We start from the raw sequence: 20,586 nt of genomic DNA on the forward strand, positions 1-20,586 counted from the left end.
CAAAAATTTCTAAGCGAATCATTATTTGGGTAGAACTTAAGAATTGCTAGTTTTTTTTCTAAGCAGACTCACGTCAGCACTTATTTTATTGTCCAAAACTCTTGCATAAATCTGTGTCGTGGCCAATTTGGTATGGCCTAATAATTTTGATACGGTTTCAATTGGCACTCCATTGGATAGCGTAACAGTTGTTGCAAAGGTATGTCTGGCCATATGAAAAGTGAGATTCTTTTTAATCCCTACAGCATCAGCAATTTCCTTCAAGTACAAATTGATTTTTTCATTTGTCAGTACTGGGAGTAATGTTTCAGAAATAATTGTAATTGGATTTTCGACATACTTTTCAATAATGGATTCCGCTTTGTCCAATAAAGGGATTTTAACAGGTGTTTTGGTTTTTTGCCTTTTGGTATAAATCCATCTACTGCCACCCGCTCCGCAGTAGCTGAGCTGCTGCGGTAAAAAATCCGCCGCTAGCCCCTCGATGGCGCTAGTTTGTAGCTAGTGCCGTGTTTGAGTAAGCAATAAAATATTAGAGACCACAGTTTAATACCGTGGTTTTTTATTAGGCAGTACATATATACTTAAAAAGATGTTGTAACAAGTTCAACATAATATAGAAAAACGACACTTAATACTTGTTACTTGTTACTTTTAACCTAGTACTTCAATAAAAAACAGACCCCTCAGTCCTGCAGACAGCTCCCCTTACTAAGGGGAGCAACTACTATTATTCAAAGAAGATAATCTTATAACTTTAAAAACCAGATACTGAAACAAGTTCAGCATAACGTAGAAAAACCACACTTAATACTTTTTACTTTCAAAGAGATTTCTCAGTCGTAGCCATGCTACTCCTATCGAAATGACGATTATAAGCTGATTCACCCTTCTTTCTTACTTTTTACCGTTAGCCTTGTACTTTAAAACAGCTTTTCTTATCAAAATGAAAATCGGGTAATACCAATAAAAAAAGAGGGCTAATAGCCCTCTTTTCACCATCACAATACATATCCTTCTACTCAGAAAGGATAACCGATTTTACGTTTACAAATTCGCGCATACCAAAACCGCCGTGTTCTCTTCCGTAACCCGAATTTTTAATTCCACCAAATGGCATTTCTGGATTTGCCAATCCAAAGGAATTGATAAACACCATTCCGGTATCAAAATAATTTTGCGCCAATTCTATTGCTTTTTCTTTGTCTTTGGTGAAGATTCCCCCACCTAACCCAAACTGACTATCATTAGCTATGCGCAAGGCATCTTCTGTATCTTCTGCCTTAATTAGTGAAGCTACAGGGCCAAACAATTCGTCATCAAACGCAGGCATTCCTGGCTCTAGATTTTCTAAGACTGTAGCGGGATAGTAGTATCCATCCGTTTGTGGCATTTGTCCACCGCATAATACATCGGCTCCTTTTTCCACACTCTCTATTACTTGTTGGTGTAATTCTTCTCTTAAGTCTTTACGGGCCATTGGGCCCAATTCAGTTTCCTCCATGTTTGGGTCGCCCATTTTTAACGCCTTCATTTTGCTGACAAACGCTTTTTTAAATTCGTCATAAACGGCATCTACCACAATAAAACGCTTAGCCGCGATGCAGGTTTCCCCGTTATTGTAGATTCTACCCTTTACACAAGCTTCGGCAGCAGCTTCTACATCCGCATCTGCCAAAACCAAGTACGCATCATTACTACCCAGCTCCATTACTGTTTTCTTCAACACTTTGGCTGCCTTTGCCGCTATGATTCTACCTGCACTTGAGCTACCCGTTAAGGTAACACCTTGTACCAAGTTGTTATTGATGATAGCATCGGACTGGTCATGATTTATAATTAGGGCTTGAAAAACGTGCTCTGGCAATCCTGCCTCATTAAAAATTTTCTCTAACAACTTACCTGTTCCGGTAACATTGCTGGCATGCTTTAATAGTACCGTATTCCCTGCCATTAGATTAACAATGGCATAACGGATTACTTGATAAGACGGGTAATTCCACGGCTGTATACCGTAGATTACGCCCATTGGAGAATAGGTGATTATGCCTTCGCCCCCATTCATCAGTTCTCTTTTTTCTGATGCTAGCTGCTCTGGTGCTTTTTTTACCGTGTAGTCACAAATTGCAGCGCATAACTCCACTTCGTGCTTACTTTGAGATAAAAGTTTGCCCATTTCGTCCGTCATTAACTGTGCAAGCTCATCGGTATGTTCCAAAAGCTTTTTACCAATATTCTTGATAATTTCTCCTCGCTCCTCTAACGATTTGTGTCGCCATGAGGTAAACGCTTTATGACTATTGCGCACGGCATTGGCCACCTCAACATCCGTCATTTGTGGATAGCTGCTTAGCGGTTTACCTGTTGCTGGGTTTGTAGTTTCTATTTGTTGTGTTTCTATTGTTATCGTCTCCATCATTCTTCTTTTATTAATTCTAATGTTGTTCTGTTGGCATTACGTAAACATCATTTACATTGGCTCTTTGTGGTTGTGCCATGGCGTAATAAATAGCTTCTGCAATATCCTCTGCTTGTAGTGGAGTCATTTCTTGCATATCCTTCATCATATCCAAAATATCATCGTCTGTAATGGTATCCGTTAGTTCTGTAGAGGTAAATCCAGGTTCTATAGACGTAACATTGATACCGTATTTAGGTGCCAATTCTTTACGCAGTCCTTCAGAATACATTTTTATTGCCGCTTTTGTAGCGCAGTATACCGCACCACCCGGGAAGTAACTATGTGCCGCACTGGAAGATATGTTTATAATATGGCCGCCTTTGTTATCCATTAACGTAGGCAGTACCGCAGCAACACCGTTAAGAACCCCGTTAATATTTACAGAAACCATTTGGTCCCATTCCTCCGTTTTTAATTTATCGATATAAGACAATGGCATTACACCGGCATTATTAATAATTCCGTTGATTGTACCAAAGGTACTTTTTGCTTTTGCCGCAACTTGGCGCATATCGTCCTTGTTGGTCACATCTGCAACTACCACAAGGGCTTCACCATCATTCGCTTTAATTTCTTCTTGTAAATCTTGCAACTGCTCCTCTCTTCTAGCGGTTAAAACAACTTTTGCACCTGCTTTGGCCAAACGTTTTGCAGTTGCGGCACCTATACCACTAGAGGCACCTGTAATCACGATTACTTTATTCTCTAAATTCATAGCAATTTTCTTTTTCTACAAAGTTGCCACGAATTGAGCATGCCCTTTAGTGCGATTACCGTTTTCCTTGACGGATATGCTGAAAACACAAATGTTACGGCCATTGAATCTTTGATATCGCAAACAAGTTTATCTTTTAGTTATGTATCTTACAGAAACTAAAACTGAACACAAATGAAACGAACTGCTTTATCCAATGCTCACCATTGGATGTTACTACTGCTCGCATTTAACTTTGGTCTATTGACCGTTGCAGCACAAGAATTTGTATACGGGGACCCTTTACCAGACGCGCCAGAATTGGCGTTTAGAGGCCCATATTCTGTAGGAGTAAAAACCATGCAATTTGAAAACCCTAATCAGGTAGATATTTTAAACTCCACAGGAGAAAAAACAGTAACCTATAACAGACCCTTGACCACAGAAGTATGGTATCCTGTAAATAAACAAGGTAACCGTACCATTACGGAATACCAAGATTATATGGGCACTGCCAACGACAGTTTAAGACCGCTTATCCCGTTTACGTTTAAAGGAAGAGCTTTGAGAGATGCCATACCCGAAAAACCAATGGAAAAATACCCCTTGGTCATTGTTTCCCATGGTTATGTTGGGTCTCGTTACCTAATGACGTATTTGACCGAGAATTTGGCCTCTAAAGGCTATGTAGTAGTAGCTATTGCGCATACAGACAGCACTTTTGAAGATGCCAATGCTTTTTACAGCACTTTATTAAACCGGCCGCTAGACATTAAGTTTGTATTGAATGCTATTGAGGCTATTTCTAAAAATGGTTCCAATACGGTTCTGGAAAATTTGGTAGATACCAATAACACCGCCCTAATTGGGTATTCTATGGGCGGTTATGGCGTATTAAACGTTGCAGGTGGTGGTTATAGCGATGGTTTGGGCGCGTTTTTTAAGACGATGACTAAAGGAAATGATGCAATTGCGGTAAACTTGGCGAGCAATGCCACCTATCAAAACAAGAAAGATACTCGAATTAAAGCTGTGGTTGCTTTGGCGCCTTGGGGAAAGGAAAGAGGCGTTTGGACGGCAGATAATTTAAAAGGAATTAAAGTACCTACCTTTTTTATAGCTGGGGATAAAGACGATATTTCAGGATATGAGAATGGTATCAAAGCCATTTACGAGGAGGCTATTTATAGCGACAGGTACTTGCTCACCTATGCCAATGCCAGACACAATGTAGCGCCCAACCCTGCGCCAAAAGAGGCTTTAAATTTAGCTTTACATTTTGATGAATACTACCGCTATGCAGAACCTGCATGGGATTCTAGACGAATCAACAATATCAATCAACACTTTATAACAGCTTTTTTAGGCCTTCATCTCAAAGGTGAAGACAATAATGCTTTCTTAGATTTAGAGACAACAGGAAACAAAACCAATTGGAAGGGTTTTAAACCGCGGTCGGTTACTGGTTTAGAATTGCTACACCAAAAACCAGCGGAATAGCTTTTTACTAGTAGTTGTTGTACAAAATAGCAAACCCCATACTTGAGCATTTAAGTATGGGGTTAATTTTTACCGCTGTATTAGGTTTTAATGCTGTTTAGAATCGTTAAATTGCCATAATACATTAACTAGTTGCCACTTGCCATTTAGTTTTACAATATGTAAGTAATCTATCCAATCGTCCGCAATTAGTTTAACCGATGCTACTTTATCATATGCATCTAAAATTACAACCTCTTTTTTGGGCGTTTCTGGAAACTTATCTTGATTTTGATTATAAGTCTCTGCCAGTAGAATCATGGCGTCTGTAAACGTTTCCCTCAAATATTCTTTACCTGTTTTTTTATCTTGCCAAAAGGTTCTTTTTACCATTCTTGGATGCGCGGCCCTTTCAAACTGTGCCGGATTAACATTATGCTGAGATTCTATATAATCTAGGGCCACTTGTTTAATCTCTAAAGAATCTTTCTTGGTTTGTCCTTTTAGATGCACGCTAATTAGGAACAGTAAAAGCATAAAAATTTTAGTTGTTCTCATTTCTGTTATTCGTTTTTTAGGATTGAATTTTTTCCAATTTAGAAATGATTGGGTATAAAATATGCCGTGTTTTACTTTTTTTAAGAATTAGCTTGCGTTTACAGATTTTTAAGTTTCCTATATATTTACCAACTGAAGATTATATATTTTAATGAATTATACTGAGTTTTCCGTTATACTCTCCTTTAACAACAGTACCCTCTTTTTCTAACGTAAAGGTTAATGTATATTCATCACTATCTTTTTTAATAAGTAAAGAACCATTATCCCAATTGAAATTACGATACGTATAGCTCCAATCTTTATCGTCTTTTTCAGAAGGAGTTATTCCTAATACAGCTTCTGAGTTCAAAACTAAAGGTTCTGCTGTAGAAATAGTCAACATATTATTATTTGTGCTAAGGGGATAATTATCTACAATTTCTAAATCCGTATTAGGCCTATTTAGCACAAAAAAGAGGTAGCTATCTCTAGGCTCTGAAAACTCCCTTATGTTTTCTGTATCGAATGAAATTGGTTTATCTGACAAATGTATTCTAAGCTGATAATTACTATTGCTAATTTCTACAGATTCAATGTAAGCGTAATTTAATTCGTATTTATTCTTTCCATATTGCACATGATTATCTTGGAAAACATCATCGTCCTGTGTACAGGAAAATAGAAATGAAATGAAGAAAATCACAGTTAATAATTTGTTTAGTCGCATTGTTCTCGTATTTATATTTCAATTAAAGTTATGCAGATTATCAAACTAAAATAACAGCCTTATATTAATTTTAAATTAATTTAAAGTTATTGTCTAGTAGCATTTAATGAATAACGGTAGTAAATAAGAACATTAGTTTAAAACAAAGACTTTTTGAATAAATATTAGAGATTAAATCTACAATTGTTTAGTATGATACTAACAAATTATAAACTCTATTCTTCTTAAGCTTGGATTTACACCACTTATCAATTCAATTGCTCGACCAGTAGTAAAACAAAAAAAAGATTTACTCAGATGGCTCGGCCAAGTATCGGTCAAAATATTCGATGAGTTTTCCAAAAAGATAGCGGTCGTAATTTGGTTCACGACTCCATCCGTGCGTTGCACCCGGTGCAAAAGCAAAATCGAAGTTTTTACCCTGTTTAATCAGTTCTTCAGCTAAAACGGCCGTAGTCTTAAATGGAACCACATGATCTTGCATGCCGTGGATAAACAAGAGCTTATCTTGCAAATTGGCTGCGTACTTGACTGCCTTTCTTTCAAAAACCTCTGGGTGTGTTTGTGGCGTGCGCACGATAGCAACATCGTCTGTACCAAAAAACACTGGGTCCACAGCCGCAGCTGCAGCAACGCCAACTTGGAATAAACCAGGCTTTTTTAATAGTGAATACACAGATAAGGTACCACCATAACTACTGCCCCAAATCCCCATACGGTTAGGGTCAACGTAATCTAAGGACTCAAGGTAGGCAACCGCACTTGCATAATCTTCTATGTCTTGGTCCGCAAAACCCAATAAAAACTCTTCCCGAAATGCTCTACCATAACCGTTACTGCCACGTGAATCTACCTGCACCACGATATATCCTTTCTTAACTAACAGTTGCTGTACAAGACTGTAATTACCAGCCCAGCGGTTCCTAGCGGTATTGGAATATACGGGACCGAAAACTACGGGATACTTTTTACCAGGCTTCATATTATCAGGTTTAAGCATCCGGGCATGCAGCGTGTAGTCGTCTACAAGACTAGGGAAAGTTACGTAGGTTGCACTTGTCCACGTTTGCTCTGTAAACGCTGGCAATGGCGAATGGGTAACTCGTTTGGCTTTACCACCCTTGCCAGGTATTACATAGAGCTCATGAGGTGCTGTGTCGTTACTATGCAAGACTACCAAATTTTGACCATCTGGTGAAGGATAACCTGTGTTTTGACCTGCTAATTGCGTAATCCGCTCAGGTTTGCCACCTGATGCATCCAAGCGATACACGTGTTGTTCGTACGGGTTGACACCGTTCCCAGTATAAAACAGCCTATTTGCCGCATTCATTGGGGCAGACAGTACATCATAAGAAGGGTCTGTAAGTAATTTTGGATTATTCTTAGCAGTTGATGGGTCTAAGGCATAAAGCCCATAACGGTCTCCCCTATCGCTTAAAAAAACAACCTGCTGCCCATCTGGATGCCAGCAAGACCCAAACGTGGTGTACATGCGGCTCTCACGAACGCCTTTCCAAATTTCACGAGTTTTGGATTCATTAGGAGCAACAACAAATAGTTTACGCTCCACGGCCGTATCCGAAGCTACATCAATTAGTAATGAACCGCTTGAAGACCAGTTGAAATCTATAATCTGATTGGCACTTGGTTCTGGTAAATCTAAATAGGTTATCGCTTGGTTATCCAACTGGAGTAGGCCCACCCTACGTATCTCGTTGGGGTCTCCCGGGTAACTTCTGCGTACTTCGTTAGGGGTGGTTTCGGTAGCAAGGTAATTTGGAAAGGGCACCTTTTGCATCTCACGTCTATCCACGGAATGAAAAACAATATGTTTCCCATCCGGAGCCCATTTGTAAGTTGGCCCACTCCAAATACCCGGACCAATTTCACGTTCAGGTCTGCTATAACGCCCCTTTCCTAAGTTAGATAGGCTTGCAATACCAATTTTGGTAAGCTGTTGATTTTGTTTGGTGGTTAGGTCCGCCAGCCATAAATCGCCCTTACTTATATACGCCAATTGCTTACCGTTTGGTGACATAGACAGATTATGCGCGCCTTTCGTTACCGCCATTAATTCTGAGTCTTCCCCTTTGCGCAACGTTGTCTGCCATAGATGGTTGCCACGTAGACTAATGATGGTATTTTTATTGACCCAGACCATATCGCGCACTGGCGCAGATTCCGCGTTGGATAAAAGGCGAACCTCGTTCCCATCCTTTGAAGATATCCAAAGACCACGCCCAGAAATACCTGGTTTACTCCAAGAGAAAGCAAAATGTTCGCTGTTGGGTGCCCAAACAGGTTTTGACGGTGTTATCCCTGTAAGTTTTGGTGATGCAAAAATGGCATCTAGGGTAAGCGCTGTTTCCTGTGCTGTAACAATTCTGGTTAGGACTGTTAAAACGACCGTTAAAGCCCATTTTTGCCAAAAAGAAATATAGTTCATTCGTTTATTTCAATATAAATTTTCTAAAAATCGACTTACTTCATCATTACCATATGGTCAGCATTACCGGTCATTTCCCACTGCGTTAATACCACAGGAATATTACCTATGCTATTAATACTATCAAAAAAATCACTGAGCACAAATGGCGCGCCCTCTAGTTCTTTACCACGCGCATATGCGGCCATAGCGGCTTCTAGTAAATATTTCCCGGTAATATAGCTGGTACCGTAACCCGGTTGTCTTAAATACAAGTGCTGCTCAAATATCAAAAGTTCTTTTTCCGTTTTCATCCACCCTCTAGGGGTATATTCTGAGTGTATACTTCCAGCTTCTTCCATGGTCATTTCATTGGCATGTGCATAAAGCGAACCCAGTCCTCTTGCTGCCCGTTGCGCAATCATAATGTAAACAATCTCCCGTACCCTAGGGTCGTCATCATACAAACCGGCATCCATAAACATTTCTTCCACGGCCGTGGCTGTGCCCTCGTTTCTAGAATCGAAGATATTGTACAACAGTGGCCCTTTTCTAATTTCACTGGGGTTGGGCTCATTTTCCATTCTAGCCAACTCAAACCAATGGTAAAAGTGAGAAAACAGTGGGCGAGGGTCGTAGTGCGAAGTGATATAAAAAAAGTTTCTTGTTTCCTCTGGAACAAAGGTGCCCAAATGTTCCCGTAAAGCGGGCTCAAAATAATCTTTGACCGTTAAAATAGCTTCTTTCTCTAGAAAGTTGAGGAAGCTGTTGGCTGCTCGATTGGCTAAGGCATCATAACTTTTAGGAGAGTCTGCGGCGATTAATTGGGGGAGCTTGCGATTGCGGTGTTCTTCTAATTTTAATGCCGACCATGCACGTGCCAATTCTCTTTTTAAAATCATTACCTCATCTTCCCAAGTAAGTGGAACCAAATGTACATTTTGCATATACCAAGTATAATTCTCCTTACCTATACCTGAAGGGCCTGTTTTCTTATCGGATTGCGCTTCTAGCCATGCTACCAGTTGATTTGTGGCCGTTTGGGCTTTTTCAATGGCGGCCATCAGGGCTTCATCGGTACGTACACCTGCTGCACTTTTCATATTCTCAAGTACTTCGGATTGTGTTTTAATATCTCTGATACCCGTAACCCATAAATCTCTAGCATTGCCTGAAAGGTTGGTTTTAGCTTGTGCGTTCAAGGATGGAATCACGGCCAGCTCCTTGAGCATTTTTGTTCGTGCAGCATCGCTCAACGGAAAAGTATACGTCCATAGTTCCAAGGTACCATGATGGGTAGGGCCCTCGTGTGCTGGAACATCACTTTTGGCGGTCCAAATGGTTTTGTAGAATGCAGGGTCTCGCTCCCATGGTTTTAGTACACGATGGTTAAAATCAAAACCATTCATCTCTGCCCAAACAACCATCCAATCCACCTTGTTGGGGATAGACCAGCCTGTAGTGTCAATAGCCGCATGGCGCGCTCTTAATTGCTTAAAGGCAGGCATACGCTCCGTAAACGTAGCTTTACGATAATCCGGAGCACCTTTATGCATAGGCGGCGTTTCAAAACGCCGCCATTCTTTGAACAAGGTTACTAAATCTTGATAATCATTAGTTGTAGTTTGTACCGGTGTTGTTTTCTTGCTCTTTTCTTTTGCATCTATTGTACAAGTAAACAATAGCATTACTAAGACAGGGAGCAAGATAGTAGTGGTTTTCATATGTGGTTGGTGGTTTTTCTTAATTGGCCGAAATGGTGGGGTTATCGTTGAATTCCTAAAAATACAGGATTTTGGTCTAGATAAAAAGACCTTAAACGTAATGGGGTAATGGGGTGGTTTTCACCTCAGTTCTTTGTTGTATGCGTTTTTTTATTTAACTAATGATTTCTTGAATACTTCAAATAGGCTTTTTTCCTGAAGTCTAAAAACAAAACCAAAATATAAGGTTATAAGTGGAAAAAAAATTAGCACCCAACTTTTAATATTTGTATTTCCAACAATAATTTCTGGGATTAGAAATATTAATGGAACAAATACTAGGATTAATTCCCAACGGAATTTTGTCTTTAATGCCAAATGTTGCTCCTTTTGATTTTTCGATGTTACGGTGGCGTATCCTTTAATTCCTTCGGTGATAGGTCTGCCTATGCTCATAAAAATTCCAGCAGGCCGGTTCGCGACGAATTTCAGCTCATTTTCATTAATCCATTTGGTCCGAAAATATTTATTCTCTCCCAGTTTTAATCTTTCATCCAATTCGGACAAAGTGCCATAAAATGAAATTTCATCTTGCAGGGTAAAAATGTTTAGTAAGTCCCTCATCACAAAGTGGATTAAAATGCTCTACAACTTTAAATTTATGGCCATTTTCGCCACGAAAAAAGCGCATACCATACGGTTGGAAATAAATATAGGCAATTACGGTTGAATACCGTTTAGATAATTTTGGCTCAATGAATTAGAGCTAAATTTTTATCTAGTTCTTTTTTGTTTAAAAGCGGTTACCTTTCCAAATAAGCAAACTAGTGATAGCGGGGGGGATTAGGTCAGGTTTTTGTTGTACGCTGGCTTCTTTATTTAAAGATTCCGTTAAATGTTTTTGATTCGTTATAAACAGTGATTCCGAAAAGATTCCATTTCAAAACACCGTTAGCAGAAAATTTCGCATTTTCAGATGGTTTGTAATTTTCAGTTTCAATCGACGTAAATTCCCATTCGTAACCGCTAACAAATCCAGTCAAGAAACTATTACTTTCTATAGCAATCAATTCGGTTTGTTCAATCGAATATTTAACGTGCATATTTATATCAAAAGTCAAATTCTTTTCAAGCGTTACTTTTTCTACTTTTGAAAAATTCTTTTTGTTGTAGTTGTTTGATATTGTAATTCGATTCGTTTTTCCCTCCAAACTAACAGCAGAAATTACTTGAACAACTCCGATTACCATTACAAATATTGAAACAACTTTGAATTTAGGACTAAAAATCCGTTTACCTTTTCTAATAAATCCAACAATCAGATATAGAAAGTAGAGAACAGTAATTAAATTAATTATGGACCAAAGTAAATGTATCATCGTTTTCGTTTTTCAGCTTGTTTACAACGTTGAATGTATGACGAGTTGCGCATAAAAAAACGCAGACCACACGGTTGGGAATAAATATAGGCAATTACGGTTGAAAACCGATTAGGAAATTACGACTCAATGAACTAGAGCCATTTTGTGCATTTACTTTCAATTCAGTTCGCATTTGGCTAAATTTTCACCAAGTTCTTCTTTGTTCAAAAGCGGTTTCCTTTACCCATGAGCAAACTAGCGATAGCGGAGGCAGAAGTTTGGCCAAAATTTATATATCTCAAATTTAAAGTAGAAAAAAGTAGGTTTTTACCTCAGTTCTTTGTTTGCATTAGTTTTAATCAGTCGTCGAAGCACTAATCACAGTAATTATTCCTTCATCACTATTTAGTACTGTCCAAAAAAATGTTCCCCACCATTCTTTTCCTGCATCAAAATAATAAGACCAATTATTATCCCATTCGTAGATTACAAGTTGATTTTCGTCAGTAACATCTAGTTCAATCTCTTCTAAAAAATAATTGAAAAATTTTGTTTGAACTAGTTTGATTCTCTCCCAATTATTTAGTTTTTTTCTTCCTAATTCTCTTGCTTGTTGACGAATAAATTCGGTATATCTTAATGGATATGGTGGTTCTAAAAGCGCATAACTTAAACCGCTATTGGCTCGATGCGTTAATTCTTTGAACTTTTTACTGTAAGATTCTCCTAAAAACGTGCCTAATTCTATTTTCTTTCCTTTTGGTTCAACACCTTCAATATCATTACTAATCTCAGCACCATTTAAACCTGAGTTAAAATAGTACTGACTTTGATATTGTTTATGTGGTTTCTCATAAAATTTGGCTTTTCTCTTTTTTAAAGACTTAAGTGCTTCTTTAGCTACAAATGCAGAAAAATCATAATTATTCTCAGGCAGTTCACTAAAAAAGAATTGGACTAGATTGAGCACACTCCCAAACTGCGAGAAATATTTTTCTTTCTCATAAAAGTCACTGTTTTCAAATAAGACAGGTGTTTTCATCAAATTATTCTTAACGGTTGGCTATATGGTTAGTAGGTGATTACGGGCTTTTTACCCATCAAGGTACAACATATTTGTAGCGGATTATTACTCTCCGAAAACCACTAAACCCTTTTTAACTACACCGCGTGTTGAGCCGACGTTAATTTCAAAATAACTATTTTAATTGTTCACTATCCATCCCTGTTTCTTCGTTTTCGTTACTCTTAATCCATGGCATTTTATCTTTCGGCCATTGTCCGTTAACAATCGGATAGGTTTCTAACTTTTTCGGGTCTATAACTACATGTTTGATTAGTTTGCGGTGCCAGGAATATGTCACGTGGACTAAACCGTCATTAGTTTGAATCACAGCAGGATAGGAATACTGCACTGTTCCTGTCCGATATTCAAGTACAGCAGCTGCATCCCAATTGATTCCATCTTTAGAAACAGCCACTGTTAGAATACCCCGTCCTTTGCGGCCCCCGATAGAATCTTCACGCGTTGAATGATTATAAACCAGAAGGTGACGACCATCATCAAGTGTTACCGCATCGATGGCCGAATTGTTGTTTGGCAGAGTAATATCAGTCACCGGCGACCAGGTTATACCTCCATCTTCTGACCATGATTGAGCAATTTTAGTATTTTCATCTTTTTCATTACTTCTTGCAAGAATCTGTAAGCGTTTTTGAGAATGGACAAGTATGGTGGGTTGAATAATTTGGTACTTTGTGTTTACCGGATCACTAATCGGTCCTACCTTAAACCATGTTTCAGCATTGTCTTTGCTGATTTCCACATGGATGCGTTTACCTGGATCGCCCTGCAGGCTGGCACCTGCAATAATTGTCCCGTCTTCCAAATAAACCGGCTTGTTTACAATTGGGCCGACGAATCCTTCAGGAAGCTTTTTTGGACTGCTCCAAGTATAGCCATTGTCCCTTGATGTAATAACATGACCATCATCAATACCAGGGCTGACGTAATATATCTGGATGTCGCCGCCACGGAGCTTAACAAGCACGGGATTGAATACGGTTTGCCCATCGTCACCGGCAATACGTACAGGTGGTTGCCACTGTCCACCCTTTGGTTTTCGTGCCAACCAGATTTTAACGTCCGGAGCACCTTCTTTCAATCCGCCAAACCATGTACACAGCAAATCTCCATTGTCCAATTCCAATAAGGAAGAAGCATGACAGTCACGTGTTGGGCTCTGTGTAAAAACGAATTCCTCCAAAACAATAGCTTTTTTAGATGGTGATTCGCCCTCTATTAAATCAATAGAAAGTTGCTGACTCCATGAACTGAAGATAATTGAAATTGAAATCAGCCTTGTTAAGAATATTTTTTTCATTTTTTTTCCTGTTGAATTTCTTTCTTAAATTCAGTATAACGGTTTAGCTATGAACAGTACGGGAGCAAACTAGCGTTTGCTTTCCGCCACGCACATAGCGCAATCTTTTGGTTTTGTTTTTTCTTTTTTTGTTCAAAAGCGAAATCCCAAAGATTTCGCGAATTCATAAAAATACGCAAACCATTCGATTAAGTCCTAAGCCCTTATTGTTTATAGGTTTTGTTGTCATTAGTTTTTAATTTTAACATTTCAAATGTAAGCTTGTTTCGTTTATTTCGTTTAATATTGTAAAGGCGAAACTTAATAAACCAAATGGAAACTTATAATAATGTTAATAAAGCCTCAAAAGAGGAGCAAAAGATTGCGATACAATCTTATGATGCCCTTTCTTCTGTGATTAAGGAATTAAAGTCCAATAATCCTGAAATAGAGATAGATGAAACTCAAGAAAGGATAAAAATACCATTAAGCGCATTGAAACTTTTAGGAGAGATTTTAGAAGCAATGAGCAAGGGTAAACCATTTTCTTTGGTGCCAATTGCCACAGAAGTAACAACGCAAAAGGCAGCTGAAATTTTAGGTTGTTCTAGACCTCATTTTGTTAAACTTTTGGAAGAAGGAAAAATTGATTTCACTAAAGTTGGAAAACATCGTAGAGTTAAGTTTGAAGATGTAATGAATTATAAGAGAAAAATGAAAGAGACTCAGAAAAAGCATATTATTGAAATTATGCAATCTGACGAGGAAATCGGACTATATGATACATAGTGTTCGTTTTATTTGTGTTTTAGATACAAATGTTATTTATCCGATTGAGATTAGAGATTTACTTTTTTGGTTTGCTCATTATGATTTATATACTCCTAAATGGAGTGAACATATTTTCGATGAATGGGCAGATGTTATGAAAAGAAAAGGAGTTTCTGAAGAAGAAATTTCTAAGCGTATGTCAAAAGCAAATTTGGCATTTCCAGATGCTTTTGTACCTAACTATTCAGGGTTGATTTCTGGATTGGAATTATCTGACCCAAATGATTGTCATGTGCTAGCCGCAGCAATTAAGACCAACGCTAACGTAATTGTTACAAATAATATTAAAGATTTTCCGAAAGAGTATTTATCATCGTTTGGCCTTTCCGCCAAGACCGCAGATGATTTCTTAACTGATATTATCGACTTAAATCCAGAAGAAGCTGTAAAAGCGTTTAAAGAAATGGTGTTATATCGTCGAAATCCTGATTTAGATGAGTTTGAAGTCTTAGATATACTTAGAAATAGAGGATTAAAAGATACTGCTGACTTCTTGCATTCGCAACTTTGAGTGAATTAATGACAACAATTCAATATCCGTCATATTACTGATATTCCACTTTTAGCATAAAGATAAACCAATTCTTATACACTACTGTTTTAAATAGTGCAACCGCTCCAACCCATATTGTAAGTCTACTGTAATTCGCTAAAAGCAATCTCTTTAAAAGAAGTAATTACCTTATCAGCTAGAGCATAATCTTGGTTTTTAGAATGTGGACTATCAAACGCTACCGCATAAATACCTGCGCTGTGTGCAGCTTTTATGCCATTGGTAGAATCTTCTATTACCATACAATGCGCTTTCTCATGACCAGAAGCTTCCGCAGCTTTTATAAAAATCTCTGGATGCGGTTTAGATGCTTTTAGGTCTGCCCCACTTAATTTTGCCACAAAATACTGGTCCAAATTAAAACGTTTAAACACATTATTTATGCTAGGCATACTGGCAGAACTTGCCAAAACTAAGGTAAGTCCGTTAGCATGGTAGTCCTTAATCAGGTCTAGAACGCCAGGTATAAGTTCTAAATCCGTATCTAGGGCAAAAAGCGACTTAAAATGTTTGCGCTTGCTGGCTACCAAATCTTTGGGCTGCGCATCTAGGTTAAATTCGGCCACCAGTTCTTCGCAAATAGCCAAGGTGGCCTTTCCGGTAAAACTTTCGTACAAAGCAGCAGATACATCCATACCAAATTCTTGAAACATGGCGTGGTAGGCTTTTGTATGCAGGGGTTCAGAATCTATGATTACCCCATCCATATCAAACAAAACTGCTTTTATCATCTTACAACTATTTGGTGTAAAAATAATAGGAATACTAGAGGAAACCCTCATTTAAGCTACATTATAAAAAGCGCGCCTTAATTTGTGAATATTCACACTAATTCTGTTTAATTTTATGGCGTGAATAATTCAACAATAAAAGAAGTCTATGAAAACCTACCCAATAGGTTGGTAGCGCAATATCCTGAATTGCCTTTTGAAAACCATTGCTATCTGCGTATTGCTTTAGATTGGCTGTTTAAGGCGAAATGGGATACAAAAATTAACAGACCTGCCTATAAACACCTAACCAACCAACAAAAGCTGCAATTACGGCAACTATTAAGGAGTTATTTATCCAATAAAAAATTGCTTTTAGCACATCATAAAGCGTCTCTAACATATAGAAAATCATGGAAAAAACAGCTAACATTACCATTATAGGCGCTGGAGTAAGCGGACTGCTCGCTGCCAAAACTTTGGAAGAAAAAGGCTATAGCCCAACCGTTGTGGAGGCTACGGAAGCAGTTGGCGGTAGAGTTAAAACTGATTTTATTGATAGTGTGCCTTTAGACCACGGTTTTCAAGTACTACTTACGGCCTATCCTATGGTGCAAAAACACTTGAATTTAGAAGCGCTTAACCTCAACTATTTTAAACCTGGAGCCCTTTTGTTTTCTAACGGTAAAAGAGAACGTATTGGCGACCCACTGCGGGATTTTAGCGCTTTGTGGCCCACCTTGGTTTCTAAAGCGGGTACCTTTAAGGACAAATGGAAAATATTTAAACTTTCACAGCAATTAAAACGTACTTCACTAAACGACATTTTTGCATCTAAAGAAACCACTACACTAGCTTTTTTACAAGACTATGGTTTTACGGATAGCATAATCAATAACTTTTTTAAACCTTTTTTCACAGGCATTTTTTTAGAAGAAGAATTACGGACCTCATCCAGAATGTTTCAGTTTGTATTTAAGATGTTTGGCGAAGGCTATGCGGCTGTTCCTCAAAATGGTATTGGCGCTGTGGCCGAACAATTAAAAAACAGTTTAAAACAGACCACCTTCCAGTTTAATACCACAGTAAATTTTTCCGCAACGGGAAAAATCGCAACTGAAAAGGGCGAAACGATTACTACCGATGCAGTCCTCTGTAGCGCTCCGTTGCAAAGCGAAGTAGCCTGGAAAAGTTGCCATAATTTTTATTTTGAAACTGCAGAATGGGCTATTGAACCCGGTATCATAGGATTGCTTACGGCCCCAGAGACCTATGCCAACAACATTAATTACTTGTTCCAAACCAAAACACCCATACTATCGGTTACCGTGGTGAAAGAAAGTACCCATGCTGTAACTGATTTAGAGCAATTGGTTCGTAAAGAATTAAAACTACATTGTGCCATAGAAACGGGTAGGCTAGTGAAACACTACCACATTAAAAAAGCATTGCCCGATTTAGAAAACATACGACAAGATTTTACACAGAAAGGGAACTCATCCAATAGCATTTCTATTGGGGATTATACTTTAAACGGCTCCTTAAATGCTGCCATGCAATCCGGAGAAGCAGGCGCCTGTGCAGTAATGAATCAACTACAACACACCTAATGGGTATGCTTGTGTTCTAGCAACATATCAAAAGAAACTGTTTTTAAGGCTTTTTCATGGGTAGCCTCTAAAATTACTGGTGGTGCAACATGGGCATCGTAGGCTTCCTTCCAACGAGAAACACACAGACACCATTTATCACCAGGTATTAAACCTGGAAAATTATAATAGGGTATGGGTGTTATTAAATCATTGCCACGGCTTAATGAAAATGCTAAAAACTCTTTGGTCATTAGCGCACATACCACATGCGTACCCGTATCCATATCGCCCGTTTTGCAATAGCCATCCCGGTAAAATCCGGTTTTTGGTGCAAAACAACAAGGCTCTAAAGCAGTACCAAGAACGTTATTGGGCATTGTTTTCTTTTCGATACTTAGTTTCAGCAATGGTTTGCTGGTTTCGTAAGGCTTCAATAATGGATACATCAAAACGTACGCCATCGGCATGCATATCTGCCAAAGGACGCTCAATCATGTAAGGTGTTTTCTTTTTCATAGCAATTCTTTTTCCTCTTCACCTTAAAAATAATCATTTTGTTTAATTTATTTACATATTTATTAAACATTTAAGATTGGTTTAATAGTCAATCAATTAGAAGGTCTGTAACAATTAGTTATAATTTGCTACCTATCTAAAGTATAGCAAGGCAATTTTTGTTAGCTTTAAGGCAAGGCAAAGCCTATTATTTTAAACCGTACAAATAACCAAGAAACACCTTTAATACATTGTTGTTTCTACTATAAACCTAAACTCTAAAACATGGATATCTTCGGAAAAATCAAGGAAAAGCTCAGTAATGAATTTATAGATATTATTGAGTGGCTAGACTACACGGACGACACCATTGCACACCGTTTTGAGCGGTATCAGAATGAAATTAAAAACGGCGCCAAACTCATCGTTAGAGAAGGGCAGACGGCAGTTTTTGTAAACGAAGGGCAACTTGCAGATGTTTTTACCCCCGGTACTTATGAGTTAACTACCCAAAACCTACCTATCCTTTCTACTTTAAAGGGTTGGAAATACGGTTTTAACTCCCCTTTTAAGGCCGAAGTTTATTTTGTGAACACCCATTTATTTACCGATGAAAAATGGGGCACTAAAAACCCAATTACCTTAAGTGACGACCGTTTTGGCTTGGTAGAGATACGTGCCTTTGGAACCTATGCCTTCCGTATTTCCGATGCAGGCAAATTTATTATTGATATTGTAGGTACGGATAACAACTTTACCAATTATGAAATTAACGAGCATTTAAAAAGTTTAATCGCTACCCGATTTACAGACACCGTTGGCGAGGCCAATTTACCCATTGAACTGTATGCCGCCAATACCACAGAACTTTCTGAAACGTGTAAGGAAGTAATGGCTCCCGAGTTCCAAAGTGTAGGTATTTCTTTAGAAAAATTCTACATAGAAAATGTTTCTATGCCAGAGGAACTTAAGAAAGAAATTTTTGAATACAGCCGCATAGACAAGTTAGATTTAGATAAGCTAACCAAGTTCAAAGCTGCCAAAGCTATTGAAGCAGCTGCCCAAAACGAAGGCGGAACCGCCGGTGCCGGTATGGGTATGGGTATGGGCTTTGTTTTGGCGCAACAAATGGGCGGTTTAATGAATCCGCAAATGGGCGGCCAACCTGGTTCACAGCAGCCTGCTACAACTGGCGCCGTACCCCCACCAATGCCGGTACAGGTACAATACTTTTATGCGGCCAACGGCGCACAACAAGGTCCGGTTACGTTTGACCAATTAAAAACCTTATTTGCCAACCGCACCATTAATAGGGAAAGTTTGGTGTGGAAACAGGGCATGAGCAATTGGGCGCAGTTACAAGAAGTAGAAGAATTAAAGTCCTTCTTAGGAGGCAACACACCTCCACCACTACCGCCAACAGCGTAATTAGCACATTTATAAAACTAATTTATGGGCAGCAGCAAAGCTGCTGCTCACTTATAAACACCAAAGCATACCCAGCTCATGGAAGCGGTGAATACCCAACAAACCGAACTTAAAAAACCCTGCATAAACTGTGGTGCAGAAATGAAATATAGCCCGGGCACTAAAACTGTCTTGTGCGAATATTGTGGCCATACCGAAGAAATTCATTTAGACGAAAATGGTTTTGAAGAGCTAGAGCTGTATCCCTACCTTAAGGAAATGGGGGCGCAACGCCACTCCGAAGAAATTTCCATGCTCAATTGTAAAAATTGTGGTGCTACCCAGCATGTAGAAGAAAACTACAAATCGCTACACTGTGTGTACTGTAGCATGCCTTTGGTTTTAGAAGACCAGTATAAAGAAGAATGGATTTTGCCGGGTGCCGTATTGCCTTTTCAAATAGATAAACAAAAGTCTTTTCAAATCTTTAAAAAATGGGTTAATTCACTTTGGTTTGCACCAGACAACTTAAAAAAAGCGGCATTAGACCCGCAATTTACCAAAGGATTGTATTTACCCTATTGGACGTTTGATGCCCAATTACAAGCCCAATATTCTGGTCAGCGTGGTGAATATTATTATGAAACCAAACGGGTACGTAACAGCAATGGTAAAATGGTAAACCAGCGGGTACGGAAAACACGTTGGTACCCAGCCTCTGGCAGCGTAGCTGGTTTTGTAGACGATACTTTAGTGGAAGCTAGTAAGCAAAGAAAGGGCCGAGTTCCCAGTAAAATTGCTAGGTGGAATCTTAAATTACTACAACCTTTTAACAGCAGCTTTTTGCGTGGTTTTGTAACCGAAAAATATACCATTCCCTTATCCCAAGGGCATTTGGCTGCCAAGGGCGAAGCTAAACGAATTGCAGAACGCTGGTGCAGACAAGATATTGGTGGAGATACCCAACGGGTAAGCAGTATGGATGTGCAATTATCAGAAGAAACGTTTAAGCACATCTTACTCCCAGTTTATGTAAGTTCTTACCGGTATAACGGCAAGGAATATAACTTTTTTGTTAATGGCGAAAACGGAACCATTTCTGGTTCTAGACCGTATAGTGCTTGGAAGATTTTCTTTGCCGTTTTAGTGGGTCTTATCATCATAGGAATTCTAGTGGTAGTTGGCAGATAGCTTTCCATTTATTTAATTAGATTAGACCATCTTTTGAAAGCGTTACCTACA

The 20,586-nt window shown here is 38.7% G+C and carries 20 protein-coding genes and 1 pseudogene; 7 read left to right on the plus strand and 14 right to left on the minus strand.

Features of this window, described 5'->3' with window-relative positions; all coding sequences use genetic code 11:
- Nucleotides 1-36: 36 nt before the first annotated feature.
- From BUL40_RS00770 to BUL40_RS00780, 3 genes and pseudogenes are all read right to left on the minus strand, one after another.
- Nucleotides 37-438 (minus strand): annotated as a pseudogene (locus tag BUL40_RS00770) (site-specific integrase); the annotation flags it as partial.
- 580 nt (nucleotides 439-1,018) lie between these two features.
- Nucleotides 1,019-2,416, minus strand: a complete 1,398-nt coding sequence (locus BUL40_RS00775; protein WP_080317682.1) for an NAD-dependent succinate-semialdehyde dehydrogenase — start codon at nucleotides 2,414-2,416, stop codon at nucleotides 1,019-1,021.
- Between the two features lie 19 nt (nucleotides 2,417-2,435).
- Nucleotides 2,436-3,176 carry an SDR family oxidoreductase gene (locus tag BUL40_RS00780; protein WP_080317683.1) on the minus strand — a complete coding sequence of 247 codons (741 nt, stop codon included), beginning with the start codon at nucleotides 3,174-3,176 and terminating at the stop codon, nucleotides 2,436-2,438.
- Between the two features lie 174 nt (nucleotides 3,177-3,350).
- Between BUL40_RS00780 and BUL40_RS00785 the strand changes: the two genes are divergently transcribed.
- Nucleotides 3,351-4,655 carry an alpha/beta hydrolase family protein gene (locus BUL40_RS00785; RefSeq protein ID WP_080317684.1) on the plus strand — a complete coding sequence of 435 codons (1,305 nt, stop codon included), beginning with the start codon at nucleotides 3,351-3,353 and terminating at the stop codon, nucleotides 4,653-4,655.
- Between the two features lie 87 nt (nucleotides 4,656-4,742).
- Here the strand turns inward: BUL40_RS00785 and BUL40_RS00790 are convergent, their stop codons facing one another.
- The 8 genes from BUL40_RS00790 to BUL40_RS00825 all read right to left on the minus strand — a co-directional run bounded on the left by BUL40_RS00790 (nucleotide 4,743) and on the right by BUL40_RS00825 (nucleotide 13,777).
- Nucleotides 4,743-5,192: a nuclear transport factor 2 family protein gene (locus tag BUL40_RS00790; RefSeq protein WP_080317685.1), complete on the minus strand. Its 450-nt coding sequence runs from the start codon at nucleotides 5,190-5,192 to the stop codon at nucleotides 4,743-4,745.
- Nucleotides 5,193-5,340: 148 nt separating this feature from the next.
- Nucleotides 5,341-5,901, minus strand: coding sequence for a hypothetical protein (locus tag BUL40_RS00795; RefSeq protein WP_080317686.1), 561 nt, complete (start codon nucleotides 5,899-5,901; stop codon nucleotides 5,341-5,343).
- Between the two features lie 289 nt (nucleotides 5,902-6,190).
- Nucleotides 6,191-8,350, minus strand: coding sequence for a prolyl oligopeptidase family serine peptidase (locus BUL40_RS00800; protein ID WP_080317687.1), 2,160 nt, complete (start codon nucleotides 8,348-8,350; stop codon nucleotides 6,191-6,193).
- Between the two features lie 35 nt (nucleotides 8,351-8,385).
- Nucleotides 8,386-10,053 carry a hypothetical protein gene (locus BUL40_RS00805; RefSeq protein ID WP_080317688.1) on the minus strand — a complete coding sequence of 556 codons (1,668 nt, stop codon included), beginning with the start codon at nucleotides 10,051-10,053 and terminating at the stop codon, nucleotides 8,386-8,388.
- A 150-nt stretch (nucleotides 10,054-10,203) separates the two neighbouring features.
- A complete protein-coding gene (locus BUL40_RS00810) occupies nucleotides 10,204-10,656 on the minus strand; it encodes a hypothetical protein (protein ID WP_080317689.1) in 453 nt (150 codons plus the stop codon).
- A 251-nt stretch (nucleotides 10,657-10,907) separates the two neighbouring features.
- Nucleotides 10,908-11,411, minus strand: coding sequence for a hypothetical protein (locus BUL40_RS00815; RefSeq protein ID WP_080317690.1), 504 nt, complete (start codon nucleotides 11,409-11,411; stop codon nucleotides 10,908-10,910).
- A gap of 337 nt (nucleotides 11,412-11,748) precedes the next feature.
- Entirely contained in the window at nucleotides 11,749-12,435 is a 687-nt protein-coding gene (locus BUL40_RS00820) for a hypothetical protein (protein ID WP_080317691.1), read from the minus strand.
- A gap of 157 nt (nucleotides 12,436-12,592) precedes the next feature.
- Entirely contained in the window at nucleotides 12,593-13,777 is a 1,185-nt protein-coding gene (locus BUL40_RS00825) for a sialidase family protein (RefSeq protein ID WP_080317692.1), read from the minus strand.
- Nucleotides 13,778-14,089: 312 nt separating this feature from the next.
- Here BUL40_RS00825 and BUL40_RS00830 point away from each other — a divergent pair, with 312 nt between their 5' ends.
- Nucleotides 14,090-14,545 (plus strand): helix-turn-helix domain-containing protein, encoded by a 456-nt coding sequence (locus BUL40_RS00830; protein WP_080317693.1) that lies wholly within the window; start codon nucleotides 14,090-14,092, stop codon nucleotides 14,543-14,545.
- Nucleotides 14,535-15,098 (plus strand): PIN domain-containing protein, encoded by a 564-nt coding sequence (locus tag BUL40_RS00835; RefSeq protein WP_080317694.1) that lies wholly within the window; start codon nucleotides 14,535-14,537, stop codon nucleotides 15,096-15,098. Before BUL40_RS00830 ends, BUL40_RS00835 begins: the two co-directional genes overlap by 11 nt.
- A 125-nt stretch (nucleotides 15,099-15,223) precedes the next feature.
- On the opposite strand, the gene BUL40_RS00840 is transcribed toward BUL40_RS00835, so the two are convergent.
- On the minus strand, nucleotides 15,224-15,871 hold the full coding sequence (locus BUL40_RS00840; protein WP_080317695.1) for an HAD family hydrolase: 648 nt from the start codon (nucleotides 15,869-15,871) through the stop codon (nucleotides 15,224-15,226).
- A 120-nt stretch (nucleotides 15,872-15,991) separates the two neighbouring features.
- On the opposite strand from BUL40_RS00840, the gene BUL40_RS00845 reads away from it, so the two are divergent.
- A complete protein-coding gene (locus BUL40_RS00845) occupies nucleotides 15,992-16,294 on the plus strand; it encodes an acetyltransferase (protein WP_244901797.1) in 303 nt (100 codons plus the stop codon).
- Nucleotides 16,264-17,460, plus strand: a complete 1,197-nt coding sequence (locus BUL40_RS00850) for an FAD-dependent oxidoreductase (RefSeq protein WP_080317696.1) — start codon at nucleotides 16,264-16,266, stop codon at nucleotides 17,458-17,460. Before BUL40_RS00845 ends, BUL40_RS00850 begins: the two co-directional genes overlap by 31 nt.
- Here BUL40_RS00850 and BUL40_RS00855 read toward each other — a convergent pair.
- Nucleotides 17,457-17,819 (minus strand): DUF2237 family protein, encoded by a 363-nt coding sequence (locus BUL40_RS00855; RefSeq protein WP_080317697.1) that lies wholly within the window; start codon nucleotides 17,817-17,819, stop codon nucleotides 17,457-17,459. The two genes, BUL40_RS00850 and BUL40_RS00855, sit on opposite strands and share 4 nt — an antisense overlap.
- Nucleotides 17,809-17,958 carry a hypothetical protein gene (locus BUL40_RS15700; RefSeq protein WP_157832792.1) on the minus strand — a complete coding sequence of 50 codons (150 nt, stop codon included), beginning with the start codon at nucleotides 17,956-17,958 and terminating at the stop codon, nucleotides 17,809-17,811. The genes BUL40_RS00855 and BUL40_RS15700 overlap by 11 nt, the downstream gene beginning before the upstream one ends.
- 264 nt (nucleotides 17,959-18,222) lie before the next feature.
- Between BUL40_RS15700 and BUL40_RS00860 the strand changes: the two genes are divergently transcribed.
- Both BUL40_RS00860 and BUL40_RS00865 read left to right on the plus strand, forming a co-directional pair.
- Complete coding sequence (locus BUL40_RS00860; RefSeq protein ID WP_080317698.1) at nucleotides 18,223-19,365, plus strand: SPFH domain-containing protein; 1,143 nt, start codon at nucleotides 18,223-18,225, stop codon at nucleotides 19,363-19,365.
- 78 nt (nucleotides 19,366-19,443) lie between these two features.
- Entirely contained in the window at nucleotides 19,444-20,535 is a 1,092-nt protein-coding gene (locus BUL40_RS00865) for a DNA helicase PriA (RefSeq protein WP_080317699.1), read from the plus strand.
- The last annotated feature ends 51 nt before the right edge of the window (nucleotides 20,536-20,586 follow it).

It is taken from the genome of Croceivirga radicis (genome assembly GCF_002072105.2).
In the GTDB taxonomy this organism is placed as follows: Bacteria; Bacteroidota; Bacteroidia; order Flavobacteriales; family Flavobacteriaceae; genus Croceivirga; species Croceivirga radicis.

Excerpts from the sequence above, each read along its gene's own strand:
- BUL40_RS00815 (WP_080317690.1), bottom strand. The coding sequence starts at position 11,411 with ATGATACATTTACTTTGGTCCATAATTAATTTAATTACTGTTCTCTAC.
- BUL40_RS00785 (WP_080317684.1), top strand. The coding sequence starts at position 3,351 with ATGAAACGAACTGCTTTATCCAATGCTCACCATTGGATGTTACTACTG.
- BUL40_RS00810 (WP_080317689.1), bottom strand. The coding sequence starts at position 10,656 with ATGAGGGACTTACTAAACATTTTTACCCTGCAAGATGAAATTTCATTT.
- BUL40_RS00825 (WP_080317692.1), bottom strand. The coding sequence starts at position 13,777 with ATGAAAAAAATATTCTTAACAAGGCTGATTTCAATTTCAATTATCTTC.
- BUL40_RS00850 (WP_080317696.1), top strand. The coding sequence starts at position 16,264 with ATGGAAAAAACAGCTAACATTACCATTATAGGCGCTGGAGTAAGCGGA.
- BUL40_RS00830 (WP_080317693.1), top strand. The coding sequence starts at position 14,090 with ATGGAAACTTATAATAATGTTAATAAAGCCTCAAAAGAGGAGCAAAAG.
- BUL40_RS00860 (WP_080317698.1), top strand. The coding sequence starts at position 18,223 with ATGGATATCTTCGGAAAAATCAAGGAAAAGCTCAGTAATGAATTTATA.
- BUL40_RS00835 (WP_080317694.1), top strand. The coding sequence starts at position 14,535 with ATGATACATAGTGTTCGTTTTATTTGTGTTTTAGATACAAATGTTATT.
- BUL40_RS00855 (WP_080317697.1), bottom strand. The coding sequence starts at position 17,819 with ATGCCCAATAACGTTCTTGGTACTGCTTTAGAGCCTTGTTGTTTTGCA.
- BUL40_RS00840 (WP_080317695.1), bottom strand. The coding sequence starts at position 15,871 with ATGATAAAAGCAGTTTTGTTTGATATGGATGGGGTAATCATAGATTCT.
- BUL40_RS00795 (WP_080317686.1), bottom strand. The coding sequence starts at position 5,901 with ATGCGACTAAACAAATTATTAACTGTGATTTTCTTCATTTCATTTCTA.
- BUL40_RS00800 (WP_080317687.1), bottom strand. The coding sequence starts at position 8,350 with ATGAACTATATTTCTTTTTGGCAAAAATGGGCTTTAACGGTCGTTTTA.
- BUL40_RS00775 (WP_080317682.1), bottom strand. The coding sequence starts at position 2,416 with ATGGAGACGATAACAATAGAAACACAACAAATAGAAACTACAAACCCA.
- BUL40_RS15700 (WP_157832792.1), bottom strand. The coding sequence starts at position 17,958 with ATGAAAAAGAAAACACCTTACATGATTGAGCGTCCTTTGGCAGATATG.
- BUL40_RS00805 (WP_080317688.1), bottom strand. The coding sequence starts at position 10,053 with ATGAAAACCACTACTATCTTGCTCCCTGTCTTAGTAATGCTATTGTTT.
- BUL40_RS00865 (WP_080317699.1), top strand. The coding sequence starts at position 19,444 with ATGGAAGCGGTGAATACCCAACAAACCGAACTTAAAAAACCCTGCATA.
- BUL40_RS00820 (WP_080317691.1), bottom strand. The coding sequence starts at position 12,435 with ATGAAAACACCTGTCTTATTTGAAAACAGTGACTTTTATGAGAAAGAA.
- BUL40_RS00780 (WP_080317683.1), bottom strand. The coding sequence starts at position 3,176 with ATGAATTTAGAGAATAAAGTAATCGTGATTACAGGTGCCTCTAGTGGT.
- BUL40_RS00790 (WP_080317685.1), bottom strand. The coding sequence starts at position 5,192 with ATGAGAACAACTAAAATTTTTATGCTTTTACTGTTCCTAATTAGCGTG.